The organism is Mycobacterium sp. TY815 (assembly GCF_030755135.1).
GTDB lineage: Bacteria > Actinomycetota > Actinomycetes > Mycobacteriales > Mycobacteriaceae > Mycobacterium.
Genome location: NZ_JAUFRX010000001.1, coordinates 4,175,260 through 4,188,020 on the forward strand (window position 1 = coordinate 4,175,260; position 12,761 = coordinate 4,188,020).

A 12,761-nucleotide genomic window follows, 5' to 3' on the forward strand; every position below is an offset into this window, starting at 1 on the left:
TACGCTGGGGTTTACCTGTGTGAACCGAGGAGGACCGTGGCAACGCCGCTGGTGGAGAACTCCGAGCGGCAGCGTGTCCGTCTCGATGTTTCCGGGATGTCGTGCGCGGCGTGCGCGAGCCGCGTCGAGACCAAGCTGAACAAGGTGCCCGGCGTGCGCGCGTCGGTGAACTTCGCCACCCGGGTGGCGACGATCGACACCGTCGACGTGCCCGTCGACGAGCTCTGCGACGTGGTTGCGCAGGCTGGTTACCAGGCTGTCCCGCACAACGAGGCCGCGGCGGCGGCAGCCCCCGGGCAGGACCCCGACGCCCGGCACGCCCGCAGCCTGCTGCGCCGGCTGCTGATCGCCGCGGTGTTGTTCGTGCCGCTGGCCGACCTGTCCAGCATGATGGCCATCGTGCCGAGCGCCCGGTTCCCCGGGTGGGGCTACGTGCTGGCCGCGCTGGCCGCCCCGATCGTCACGTGGGCGGCATGGCCCTTCCATTCCGTCGCGTTGCGTAATGCCCGGCACCGGACGGCGTCGATGGAGACGCTGATCTCGGTGGGCATCGTGTCCGCCACCGTCTGGTCGCTGGCGACCGTTTTCATCCCGAAACCGCCTCGTCAGACGCAGGGAGTGTGGCAGGCGATCCTGCACAGCGACGCGATCTACCTCGAGGTGGCGGCCGGCGTCACGGTCTTCGTGCTTGCTGGCCGCTACTTCGAGGCGCGGGCCAAGTCGAAGGCCGGCGGCGCGCTGCGCGCCCTGGCCGCGCTCGGCGCCAGAAATGTGGCGGTGCTTCTCGACGACGGTTCCGAGCTGGTCATTCCGGCCGGTGAGCTCAAGAAGCGCCAGCGCTTCGTGACGCGGCCTGGTGAAACGATCGCCGCCGACGGCATGGTCGTGGAGGGCTCCGCGGCGATCGACACCAGCGCCATGACCGGCGAAGCCAAACCGGTGCGCGTCAATCCGGACAGCGCCGTCGTAGGTGGCACCGTCGTACTCGACGGCAGGCTGATCATCGAAGCCACCGCCGTCGGCGCCGATAGCCAGTTCGCCGCCATGGTCCGCCTGGTCGAAGAGGCCCAAGCCCAGAAAGCCCGCGCTCAGCGCCTCGCCGACCGCATCTCGGCGGTCTTCGTCCCCGCGGTGTTCGCGATCGCGTTGCTGGCCGGCACGGCATGGCTGATCAGCGGTGCCGGGGCGGAGCGCGCCTTCTCCGTCACGCTCGGCGTGCTGGTGATCGCCTGCCCATGCGCGCTGGGACTGGCGACGCCGACCGCCATGATGGTCGCCTCGGGCCGGGGCGCCCAGCTGGGGATCTTCATCAAGGGCTACCGGGCGCTGGAGACGGTGCACGGCGTCGACACTGTGGTGTTCGACAAGACGGGCACGTTGACCGTCGGCCAACTCAGCGTGAGCGCGGTGACGACCGTGGCCGCCAGTGACGGTGACGAGCTCTTGCGCCTCGCCTCGGCGGTGGAAGCCGCCTCCGAGCACGCGGTGGCGACGGCGATTGTGGCCGCGTCGCCGGATCCGTTGGACGTCAAGGATTTTGTCGCGGTGGCCGGCTGCGGCGTGGCCGGAGTCGTCGACGGCCGGCGGGTTGAAGTGGGCAAGCCGTCCTGGGTCACCCGCGACGCCCCGGGCGACGACGTGCTCGAGGCAGCCCGGCGGGACGGCGAATCCCGCGGCGAGACGGTGGTTTTCATCTCGGTCGACGGCGCGGCACGAGCAGCCGTCGCGATCTCGGACACCGTGAAGGAATCGGCACCGGATGCAGTGGCCGCGCTGCACCGGCGCGGGATGCGGACGGTCCTGCTCACCGGCGACAACAGGGCTGCCGCGCAGGCCGTCGCCGCCCGGGTCGGCATCGAGACGGTGATCGCCGAAGTGTTGCCGCAGGGCAAGGTCGAGGCGATCGAACAGTTGCGCGCCGAAGGCCGGACCGTGGCGATGGTCGGCGACGGTATCAACGACGGGCCCGCACTGGCCTGTGCCGATTTGGGTTTGGCGATAGGGCGGGGCACCGACGTCGCGATCGGCGCCGCGGACATCATCCTGGTGCGCGACGATCTGGACATCGTGCCGCAGTCCCTGGACCTGGCGCGCGCGACCATGCGCACCATCCGGATGAACATGGTGTGGGCGTTCGGCTACAACGTGGCGGCAATCCCGGTGGCCGCCGCCGGCCTGCTCAATCCGCTGATCGCCGGGGCCGCGATGGCCTTCTCGTCGTTCTTCGTGGTGTCAAACAGCTTGCGGCTGCGCAACTTTGGCACCCGCCCCACTGCGCCGACTGTGAATTTGCCGACGCAACACGCTGATTGAGCGTCGCGTATTTCACAGTGGGGGGCATGCGGGGTCCCGGGTAGACTGAATCCCATGGCCGAACAGACCTTTTCCGTGACCGGGTTGCACTGCGGGGGCTGTGTGGCGACCATCACCACCGCGTTGACCGAACTCAAGCCGGTGACCGCGGTCAGCATCGACCTGAACACCGAAGGTGAATCCGCCGTACATGTTTCGACGAATGTCGAGCTGACGCGGGAGCAGGTTCAGGCCGCCCTGAAAGGCGAGGGAAACTTCACGGTCGTCGGCTAGCGCCGCATCCGCGACAACTCGCGCAGCATCGCGTTGTACGCCTCCAGATCGTCGTCGGCGTAGTCGCTGTCGGCGTGCCGATCACCGCGCGACGCGTCCTTGCGATCCTGGCGCGCCCACTGGGTGACCAACGCCACGATCACGATGATGACCGGGACTTCGGTGAGGCTCCATGCAATTCCGCCGCCCAAATGCTGGTCGGAGATGATGCTGGCCAGCCACGGCAGGTTGACCGAACGGTAGAACGTCTCGCCGACCGGTTCGGCCGTCGTCATGAGCGCGATGCCGAAGAAGGCGTGGAACGGCATGACCGCGAACAGCAGGCCGATGCGGCCGGGGTAGGGCAGCCGGCGTGGGCCGGGGTCGATTCCGATGATCGCCCAATAGAACAGGTACCCGACGAGCAGGAAGTGGACGGCCATGAACTCGTGGCCCCAGTGGTAGCGGACCAGCGTGTTGAACAGCGGCGTGAAGTAGACGACGTACGGCGAGCCGACGAACAGCACGAAGGCGATGATCGGGTTCGAGAAGAACGCCGTGACCCGGGAGTGCAGCAGCCAGGTCAGCCATTCACGCGGCCCCGGCGGCTGTCCCTTACCGGCGGCCGGCAATACCCGCAATGCCAGGGTCACCGGGCCACCCATCACCAGCAGCACCGGGATGAACATGTTGAGGATCATGTGTTCGGCCATATGGATGCTGAACACCGCTGAGCCGTAGGCGCGCACACCGGAGCTACTGGTGAACACCAGCGAGACACACCCGGTCAGCCACGCCACGAGCCGGCCGACCGGCCACGCGTTCCCGCTGCGGCGCAACCGCACGTAGCCCGCCACGTACCCGGCCGCCAGCACCACCCCGGCCATTCCCACCAGGCTGTCGAAACGCCATAGCGTCAGCACCGTCGCGACGGTCGGTGGCCGCGGCAGTTCGTAACCAAGAAACACGTCCCAGCCGGTGAACCGGTGCGCGAGAAATCGGGGTGCGATCTGACAGGCCGTCGCTGCGACCGCCGCCAGGGCGGCCACCATGGCCAGGGCTGCGGCGGCGCCGGCGGGTCGGGGCGGTGCGCCGCGCAGCGCCCAGCAGTCGGCCAGCCAGACGATGAGCACCAGGACGCCCGCGAGCAATCCCAGGCGGGCAAAGTCCGAACCGAACGTCCAGTCCGGCACCAGCAGGTACAGCAGCATCGCGCCGTAGCCCACGACCAGTGCGCCGAAGCACACCTGCAGCACCTGCACAGCGCGGTTGGGGCTGGTTCGGGTCATCGCGCCGACCGCCTTGAGCCCGGTCAGCCCCGCCATCGCAACCGCGAAGACGATCGCGGCGCTGGTTGCGTAATCGTGGTCGGGACCCTGTCCAGCGTTACCGGTGACGGCGGTGGCCACGACGCCGATCACCGTCGGGATGAGCAGTACCGCATGGCCGACCCAGCGGGTGTTCAGGCGCAGCGTCACCGCGACCGGAAGCGCGAAGACGGCCAACACGATCCAGGCCCGGGCGACCTCGGAGACGCCGATGGCATCGAAGACGGCCCCACTGCGCAGCAGCGCGGCCGGCCGCACACCGGTGTCGTGGGACGCCTGGATCACCACCATCGCTGCGGCCGCCAATACCCACGCGAGCGAAACACGCTCGGCCAGCAGGTGGATCCTGAATGCCGGGGCATCGATCAGCCCGTCCGGCTCCGGCCGCGCCGTCACCACGACCAGCAGCAGCGCACCCAGACACAGCGCGCCCAGCAACGACGCGACGAAATATCCGACCGGTTCGGCGGCGCTGACGAAGGCGCCGGGAAACGGGTTGCCGGCTTCGGCATAGCGGCGTGGCCCGGAGCTCAGGCCGTAGCCGGCCAGGGCGGCCACGACCGCCAGGAACCCGGCGGCCAGTACCGCCGTCCTCGGGGAGGGCGTACGGGCCGCGTGCGCACGCGCGTCGGTGTCCGCACTCGGCGCGTCACTTTCCACCCTTGCAGCTTACGACCGCTTGTCGTAGCTCTTGGCGCCCGCGGCGCCTATTCTTCGATGACTGTGGGGGCTGTGGGCAAGGACGCGCGGGCATGATCGAGGATCTGCCGCTGCGGTGGATGGTCACCGGCTTGTTCCTGATCAGTGCGGCGGGCTTCGTTCTCGTCACCGACCGGAGGTCCTGGACCTCGGTGGTCAGCCACGGACTGCACGTGACGATGGCCCTCGCCATGGCGGCGATGGCCTGGCCGGAGGGGCTCGGATTGCCCCCGACACCGGCCGAGGCGTTCTTTCTGGCAGCGGCGTTGTGGTTCCTTGTCGCCGCCGTCTTCGCCACCCGCATGATCGGCACACGCCTGGCGCGTGGTTACCACGCACTGAAGATGGCGGCGATGGCGTGGATGTACGCCGCCATGGGTGGCCATCTGGCGCCCGAACACCTGCCGACCATGAGCGCCATGGACATGCCGGAGATGGAGGCGATGCCCAGCAACTCCTCGCACGGCTGGATCACCACGGTGAACTGGATCTGGGCCGGCGTGTTCGTGCTCGCCACGTTCGTGTGGGGCTACCTCTTCCTGATCCTGCGCAGGCGAGGGGTGTGGCGCTCGAGAGTCGGCACCGCCGTTCAGGCAATGACGGCCGCGGGTATGGCGATCATGTTCGCGGTCCTGGTGTTTCAGGCCTGACCTTCACACCGGCGCGAACAGCCGCGCCAGCAGGCTGCGCACCGGCTCTGCCGGTGCGGCGATCTCGGCGACGGATTCGACCACGAGCCCGAGAGTCGGGGAATCAGCCAGATACTCGCCGTAGCTGCGCGCACCGAGTCTGACGCCGAGGTCCACCCAGCCGTCCACCACCGACCACCGGCGCGGGTTCGCCCTCGCCCATTCGCTGTCGTCGAGCCGCTGCTTCCACTGCGCCACCCCGAGCTGGTCGGGCGCGAAGCCGCCCAGCAGTTTCGCGTAGTCCACGGCCTCACCGCGCACCACACTGAGTCCCCGCCCGAGCGCATCGGTACCTCCGACCTCCGGCAGCAGACGCAGGATCGCGGTCGCGGCGGCACGTCCGGTGGTGACTTCCTCGATCAGATTCAGGGCGGGGTGGGCCCGCAGCGCGGCGCAGGCATCCACCACCGACACCAGGATGTCGGCCGAGTCCTGCAATTGGCATTCCTCGCCGAGCACCCGGGGCAACCGCACGATGGTGAAGTCCAGGCCGTCCGGCGCACCGGCCACGACCAGTTCCGCGATCGACTTGGACGCCGCGTACGGATAGGGCGCGCCGCGTGGATCGGTGACCTGAGCGCCGGTGACGTCCGCATTGACGACGAACGTCGACAGGTGCACCAGCCGTACGCCGCGGTTCGCGCACACGCCGACGATCTCGGAGACCAGATCCACGTTCGCCCTGCGGAGTTCGCGGTAGGGCACCAGCACGTTGGTGTTACCGATGCAGTTGATGACGGCTGCGGCGCCGGTCTCCCGGATCAGACCGTCCAGTTCCACTTCGCCGAAATCGGCCGGAAGCTGTTGTATCCGAACACCTTCGACGTGGCGAAGATCCGGCCATGGGCCGTGCTCCGGTTGCGATCTGGTAGCCAGGACCACGTCGGGGCAACGGGCCCCGGAGCGTCTGAGATCCAGAATCGCCCCGGCGAAACCGGTGCCCAGAATGCCGGACGCGCCGAGCACGATGATCGTGCCGCCCGCGCTGTGCGTGGCCTGGGCTCGGGGCCGTGTGGCTGGCGTCGGTAGCTGGTCGAGGTCGCGTTGTATCTCGGCGGCCGTGCCCCGATCCATCCACGCATCGGTGATCGTTGCGGCACAGGCCAAGTCGCTGACGAGGTTGGCGGCGGTGTCGGCGCTGATGAGATCCAGGATCGAGACCTGCCGGCCGAGGAACCTGCGTGTGGCAGGGAGGATTCTGATGAGGTCCAGCGAACCGATGCCCGCGGCGAGCAACGAGGAGTTGGGCTGGATGGCAGTCCCGAGATGCCCGCTCCACATCCGGGCCAGACCGGCCGCCTTCGCGTCCGCTGCGTCGTCGTCGCGCACGGCATCCATGAACTGGGGCATGGCCCGGAGGTTCTCACTGTCGACTTTGCCGTTCGGCTTCCTCGGGATACTCGGTGCCTGCACGACGAAGAACGACGAAACTCCGTTACTCACCAGCAGTTTTCGGATGCGTGCGGCCGGATCCCCGGACGTGTCGTGGGTCCGGCCGGCCTGGAACCACACCCCGAGACGGCCGTCGTGCAGCTCGACGGCGACATCGGTGACCGCAGCGTCGGAGGCTATGTGCCGGGTTATCTCCGCGAGATCGATGCGCTTGCCGGAGACCTTGACCACGTCATCTTTGCGGCCGGCGAAGACCGGGAAGCCCTGGGCATCCACGATTACCCGATCGGCGGTGGCGAAGGCGCGACGCCGTGATCCGTCGCCGGTCGTGACGTCACCGAAGCTGCGGTCGTCCGTCCCGAGGTAGCCGGTGGAGACGAGGTCCCCGACGATCACCACCTCACCGAACGCGACGAACACCGTGCCGGGCACCATCGGCCGGCCCAACCGTGACCGGGCTTCGGCGGCGATCGGTGTGCCTTCGGAAGCGATCGGCAGATAGGTTGCCACGACGGTGGTCTCGGTCGGTCCGTAGCTCGACACCAGCGCGACGTGTTGTGCGGCAGCGGAATTCACCCACCTCTGCACGGCGGCGGAGCGAACGGCCTCACCGCCGATGACGATCTGCCGCAGATCCGAACGCCGCATCGTCTCGAGCGCGTCGCCGTCGTCGCACAACAGATGCCAGACGGCGGTCGGCAGATCGACGACAGTCGCGCCGCTCGCTTCCAGCTCGCCGGCGAGCCGGTCGAGGTCGCCGGATTTCATGGCCGAGCTTCGCACCAGCTGAGCTCCGCTGACGGCGGCACCGAAGATCTCCTCGACGCTGATGTCCGAGGTCAGCGGCGCGCATTGCAGGATGGTGTCGCGCGGTCCCCAACCGTAGGCGCCGACTGCCGCGGCACAGAACAGTGCCAGTGATTCGTGGGTGACCCGAACCAACTTGGGCTGTCCGGTGGAACCCGAAGTAGGCATGACGTACGCCGTTTTGGCGCCGAGCGAGATATCCTGTGCCACTTGCCGAATACGCGCCCCGGCGAGCATCCGTGCCTCGTCATCGACCTCCAGTCCGACGTCGCCCAGGTCGAGCACATGCGCCGTCGCACCCTCCAGATGCTCGGCGACGGTTCTCGCGCGCAACGACAGTTGTTCGGCGGTATCGCACACGCTGTATCCACAGCCGGCAAGGTGGCACGCGATCAGGCAGTCGATGGTGTCGCGGCTGCCGTCGTCGATGAGCACGACGACGTCACCGGGCGCCACGCCGTTGCGCACCAGCCAGGCAATCCAGCGATCGAGGGCACGAGTCGTGCGGACACCCTCGGATGCATCCACAAACCAAGCACGTTGCGGCGGCGTTGTTCTGAAGTTCGTGACGTCGGCTTCGACGGAACCGTCCGGACCCACCTCAAACCACTCGCCGACGGCCTTGGCGATCGGCTGATCCCAGAGGCTCACCATCGATTGCAGCGCCTGGGCGATCCGGTCCGCGACCCCGGTCTCGGACTGCTTCTGGTCCGCCCGGTCCCAGACGGCCACGTGCAGGGTGCGCTCGCCTTCGTCCAGCACACTGGCGACCGTCCTGCCCTCAACCGGGCCGATGTCCGTCGCGACCGGCGCTTCGGCCAGGAACGGGCGCAGGCTGGGCGCGCATGTCTCACGGATGAAGTTCAGTGTCAGCGCATCGACATGGGTGGTCCGGTTGATCGCGAGATACATTCGGCGGTAATGCTCTTCACGTAACCACCGGCGCCGGACGGCCTTGACGTACGCGCGATCGACCCCCCGGACCACCTCCCGCACCGACGCAAACGGGGCGAATCTGACCGGGTGCGCCACCGAATTGACAAGGCAGGTAGCGACATTGAGTTCCGGATCGGCGAACCTGTTGTCCACCGCATGTACCAGAAGTCCGTCCGTGCAGTGCCGCATGCCGGCGTCCACCGCCAGTGCCGCGGCGGCCACCAGAACGTTGAGCGGAACCTGCTCGGCGTCCGAGAGCCGCAGGATCGCGTCGAAGGCGGCTCCCGAGATCGTCACGGATTCGCGCAGCACGCCTTTGGCGGCGGCACCCGCACCGCGGGAGGCTGCACTGCCGCCACCGAGGCGGGCATCCTCGGCGAGTTCCCGCTGCACGGCCGAACCGAGACGCTGCGCCGCTTCGTCGACCTTGTCCTGTTCCCGGAGGTGGGCCGCCGCCAATTTGGCCAGACCCTCGGCCAGGGTGGGTGATTCGCCGGTTTCGGCACCCGAGAGGTGGTGCGCCAGGCCGGCTTCGATGAGCGCGGTGGCGCCGCCGTCGACCACGATGTGGTGTGCGTGTACGTCGAGGCCGGTCACGTCACCGTTCTGGTCCGTGTAGACGGTGTACCGCACCAGGGCCGTATCGAGGATGCCGGTGGCCCAGGTGTGTCCGAGTGCGAAATCGCCATTCTCGCAATGTCGTTCGCTTGAGCGCACCCGCACGATGTCGCCGAACCGCAGCCGGGGTGCCAGACAGGGATGATCGGTCTCCGTCGCCGGCGTCTCCAGAACGCAGAGCTGTACCGGGTTCTCGCAGACCATCGCCTCCAGGGCGGCCAGGAAACGCGGCAGTGGTATCGGCAGGAAGCGATACTGCTTGCCGATCAGGTACAGCGACGAGTCGCCATCCTGCAGCACCCCGTTGTAGAGGTTCTGCTGTGACCGACTCAGCGGGATGCGCTGCATGTCAGGCGCGCTCACAGAGATTCTCCAGCTCGCGGACCCATCCCGCGATCGACAGGTCGTCCGCGAGGCGCGACGGCACGTCCGATTCCCGGTCCACGTCCAGCTTCTTCATCAGAAGAACGAAGCGGACCGAATCCAGGCCGAGGTCGCGAAGATCGGTGGCATCTCCGTCGTGCAGGTCCTCGTCATCGATGTACAACACATCGCACACCGCAGCGAGCACCCTGTCCCTGATCGTCTCAGCCATGACCATTGACTTCGCCCACCGACGCGGCCAACGAGGCCCGCATGACCTTGCCGGACTGGGTCCGCGGGATCTCAGCGACGATGGCGATCGTCGAGGGCCGCGCCATCGGTTCCGACTGTTGCCGGAACCGCGCCGCGATCGTCTGCTTGAGCTTGCGGGCTGCCGACTTGTCCAATTCCGCGGCAGGGACCACAGCCAATCCCACCAGTGCCCCGAACTCGGGGTCCGGAATCTCGTAGCACGCGGCTTCCCGGACACCGTCAGCGCCTTCGGCGATCCGGTCGACCTCGTCGGGCGCGATGTTCACCCCGCCGGAGATGAACATCTCCGACGATCTGCCCTTGATGTAGAAGAAACCGTCGTCGTGACGCTCCAGCAGATCCCCGGTGTTGACCCACCCGTCGACCAGAACCTCTCGGGTCCGTTCGGCATTGTTCCAGTACCCCAACATGTTTGCCGGAGACTTGATCCAGAGCGTGCCGAAGGACGCCGAGGGCGGAGCATCCGGGGTCGCGGGGCCGGGGCCGCCGGCATCTGACAGGTACACCTCGACTCCCGGATAGGGCCGCCCCACCGCGCCCGCCTCGATCTTGCTGATCGAGTCCTCGTCAGTGGGTAAACACAAAGCAGTACAACCTGTTTCACTCAACCCGTAGACCTGTGCGGTGCGCACGCCCAGCGCTTCGATGAACCGGACATCGGACGCGATCGCCCGCGATCCGCCGTAGCCGACCAGTCGCAGGGACGGCACCTTCTCGTCGGTGGCCTTCAACTCGGCGACCAGTTTGGAGAGCAACGTCGGCACCACGCACGTCGTCGCGATCTCGTTCCTGCCGAGAATCTCCAGCAGTGATGTGGTGTTCTCACCGCCGGTGACGCACACCACCCCGCGCATCAAACACGTGAGTATCCACCACAATCCGCCGATGTGCGTCGCCGGAAGGGGCGAGTAGGTGGTTTCGCCCTCCACCCAGCTCACCCAGTTCAGCCCCGTCTCCCGCAGAATGTCCGGGACGGCGTAGAAGGTGCGGTTGGCCAGCAGCACCGCCTTCGGCTCGCCGGTGGTTCCGCTGGTGAAGATCATGGCCAGCGGGTCGTCCGCGCCGCCTCGCGGGCAACTGTAGGGGTCGCCGGTTTCCGCGTCGGCGCGGGCGCCCACGTCGACCGTCATCGCCGGTATCGAGCGCAGGTTCGGCGGGAGGGCGCAGAGGTCGATCCTGCTTCCGGGCGCGACGAGAATCGCGACCGGAGCGGTGATTTCGCCGAATCGGCCGATGGTGGCCGGCGGAAGGTTACCGTCGGCCAGCACCGCGATCGCCCCGAGCTTCGCGCAGGCCAGCACCGCCAGATATGTCTCGGGTCCGTTGTCCGAGAGGACGAGTATCCGGGATCCCGGGCCGGCGGACTGGCCCCGGAGGGCCTCGGCCACCGCGTTGACCGCGGCCACCAATTCGGAGTACCGCACGGCGCTCGTGCCGTCGCAGCGGCGCAGGGCGATCGCCTGCGGCCGCTGCCGGGCCTGCTCGAAGACTCGCTGCAGAACGGTCAAAGGTAAGTCAGACATGAACTTTCGGGTGCTTTCCGTGATGCGTTTACGGGATGTTGAGGGCCGCGAGTTCGACCTCGCCGGAGGCGGCGCCACCGTACTCGTCCCAGAACTCCATGGCGCACTGGATCGAGAGGTAGCGCAGTCTCCGGTCGACCACCACGAAGTCCCGGCACAGCAGACGCGCGGAGAACTTCTGGGCGTGGATCATCTGCTTGAACCGGGAAGCGGTGTTCTTGATCAACATGCTGGGCAGCTGGTGGTCGAAGTAGTCCGAAATCGACCAGCCCCGCAACACCGGGATCTCCTCGTTGAGGATCGCCGGCGCGAATGCGCTGTACGCAAGCTGGTTGAAGCACAGAATCAGCTCCGCCGCGTTGAAATGTCCCGTGCTGCGAATATAGGCGGGTTCACTGATCGTGAAGTTTCCGTACGCGAGCACCGAATCAGCGGTGGCCTTGTAGCTTGCGTCGATGAGATAACGGCAGTCTTTGTACGCGTAGGGCTCAAGAACCTTGACCAGCAGGTGTTCCTCGATCGGGACGGTCTCGCTGATGTCGGTGAATTCTGCCCGCGTCGGCGCGAACGGAGACAACGTGATGGTACTCATACTGGATATCCTGGTGTTTTCAAGCCGTCCAACATCGTCAGGCGGTGGGTGGTTAAATGGCCGGCGGCGGTGCCGTGCTTTGCCCGGTGCATAAGGGTGCGGTTGTCCCACAGAATGATGTCGCCGACCTCATAGTGCTGGGTGTGGATGAATGCCGACTTGTACTCGGTGTCGAGCTGACCCGTCGCCTCCATCAGTTCTTGGAGAATGGCCGGGTCGAGCACATTACCGTCTTTGTCTTCGATCTTGGTGGTGCCCGTCGCGCAGATGTAGAGGATCTCCTGCCCGGTGTGCGGGTGCCGGATCACCGTCGGCCACTTGATCGGAGGGGTGGTTCGGTTGATCTCGTCCCAGACCTCGCCGATCGGCCGGTAGACGTCACGTGGGCGAATCTTGATGTGGCGCCGCGGATCATGAGTGCTGAAGGTGCCGCGAACCGGGTCCCGCTTCGCGGCCGGCAGCGATTCCCAAACCCTGGTGAGATCGATGAAATAGGTTCCGCGGTCCGGTCCCGGCACGGTCAGCGGCAGCACCATGGAAAACGCGAACGGCTCTGGCATGAACATGTAGTCGATGTGCCAGAAGGCGCCGGTTTTCGGAACGCCCTGCCCTTCCTCGGTGGAGGACACGAAAATTTCCGGGTGCTCCTGGTGATGGTAGAGGGGCTCGTAATAGGGAACGATTTGTCCGACTATCCGGCCGAGTTGGATGAATTGCTCCGGAGTCGGGTGGACATCTTTGAGAACGACGAGTTTGTGGGTGTATACAATCTCGCGGATCTCTTCAGTGGACAGATTGTCCAAATTTGCGGGGTCGAGCCCGGTGACCTGAGCACCGAGCCCTTCACCTTTTACGTTAAGTGTCATCGACTGTCTTTCTGGTCAATTGATGGATGGGTTCCTGCGGGCATGATCAGCCGTGATGGTGCGACCCCCTTGTTTTCCGGATGATTTCGCCATATCGCCTCGCGGCGCGG

9 protein-coding genes are annotated in these 12,761 nt (G+C 66.8%); 3 read left to right on the forward strand and 6 right to left on the reverse strand.

The features are described from left to right. The first annotated feature begins 36 nt into the window (after positions 1-36). Together QXK92_RS18130 and QXK92_RS18135 are read left to right on the forward strand one after the other, a co-directional pair. Positions 37-2,313, forward strand: coding sequence for a cation-translocating P-type ATPase (locus QXK92_RS18130; RefSeq protein ID WP_306243477.1), 2,277 nt, complete (start codon positions 37-39; stop codon positions 2,311-2,313). Positions 2,314-2,367: 54 nt separating this feature from the next. After that, complete coding sequence (locus QXK92_RS18135) at positions 2,368-2,586, forward strand: heavy-metal-associated domain-containing protein (protein WP_065048427.1); 219 nt, start codon at positions 2,368-2,370, stop codon at positions 2,584-2,586. On the opposite strand, the gene QXK92_RS18140 is transcribed toward QXK92_RS18135, so the two are convergent. Then, on the reverse strand, positions 2,583-4,475 hold the full coding sequence (locus tag QXK92_RS18140) for a cytochrome c oxidase assembly protein (RefSeq protein WP_306244512.1): 1,893 nt from the start codon (positions 4,473-4,475) through the stop codon (positions 2,583-2,585). The genes QXK92_RS18135 and QXK92_RS18140 overlap by 4 nt on opposite strands. A gap of 170 nt (positions 4,476-4,645) precedes the next feature. Here QXK92_RS18140 and QXK92_RS18145 point away from each other — a divergent pair, with 170 nt between their 5' ends. Next, positions 4,646-5,242: a DUF5134 domain-containing protein gene (locus QXK92_RS18145; protein WP_306243482.1), complete on the forward strand. Its 597-nt coding sequence runs from the start codon at positions 4,646-4,648 to the stop codon at positions 5,240-5,242. Between the two features lie 3 nt (positions 5,243-5,245). Here QXK92_RS18145 and QXK92_RS18150 read toward each other — a convergent pair whose 3' ends face one another. From QXK92_RS18150 to QXK92_RS18170, 5 genes are read right to left on the reverse strand one after another with little or no spacing between them, the layout of a single operon-like run. Next, positions 5,246-9,397 carry an AMP-binding protein gene (locus QXK92_RS18150; RefSeq protein ID WP_306243484.1) on the reverse strand — a complete coding sequence of 1,384 codons (4,152 nt, stop codon included), beginning with the start codon at positions 9,395-9,397 and terminating at the stop codon, positions 5,246-5,248. Further along, positions 9,384-9,617, reverse strand: a complete 234-nt coding sequence (locus QXK92_RS18155) for an acyl carrier protein (RefSeq protein ID WP_306244514.1) — start codon at positions 9,615-9,617, stop codon at positions 9,384-9,386. Before QXK92_RS18155 ends, QXK92_RS18150 begins: the two co-directional genes overlap by 14 nt. A gap of 4 nt (positions 9,618-9,621) precedes the next feature. Then, positions 9,622-11,193, reverse strand: coding sequence for a fatty acid--CoA ligase FadD10 (gene fadD10, locus QXK92_RS18160; RefSeq protein ID WP_306243486.1), 1,572 nt, complete (start codon positions 11,191-11,193; stop codon positions 9,622-9,624). A 28-nt stretch (positions 11,194-11,221) separates the two neighbouring features. Continuing rightward, entirely contained in the window at positions 11,222-11,785 is a 564-nt protein-coding gene (locus QXK92_RS18165) for an FcoT family thioesterase (RefSeq protein WP_306243488.1), read from the reverse strand. After that, a complete protein-coding gene (locus tag QXK92_RS18170; RefSeq protein WP_306243490.1) occupies positions 11,782-12,651 on the reverse strand; it encodes a TauD/TfdA family dioxygenase in 870 nt (289 codons plus the stop codon). The genes QXK92_RS18165 and QXK92_RS18170 overlap by 4 nt, the downstream gene beginning before the upstream one ends. Positions 12,652-12,761: the final 110 nt, after the last annotated feature.

Coding starts and splice junctions, on each gene's coding strand:
- QXK92_RS18135 (WP_065048427.1), top strand. CDS start 2,368: ATGGCCGAACAGACCTTTTCCGTGACCGGGTTGCACTGCGGGGGCTGT.
- QXK92_RS18145 (WP_306243482.1), top strand. CDS start 4,646: ATGATCGAGGATCTGCCGCTGCGGTGGATGGTCACCGGCTTGTTCCTG.
- fadD10 (WP_306243486.1), bottom strand. CDS start 11,193: ATGTCTGACTTACCTTTGACCGTTCTGCAGCGAGTCTTCGAGCAGGCC.
- QXK92_RS18165 (WP_306243488.1), bottom strand. CDS start 11,785: ATGAGTACCATCACGTTGTCTCCGTTCGCGCCGACGCGGGCAGAATTC.
- QXK92_RS18170 (WP_306243490.1), bottom strand. CDS start 12,651: ATGACACTTAACGTAAAAGGTGAAGGGCTCGGTGCTCAGGTCACCGGG.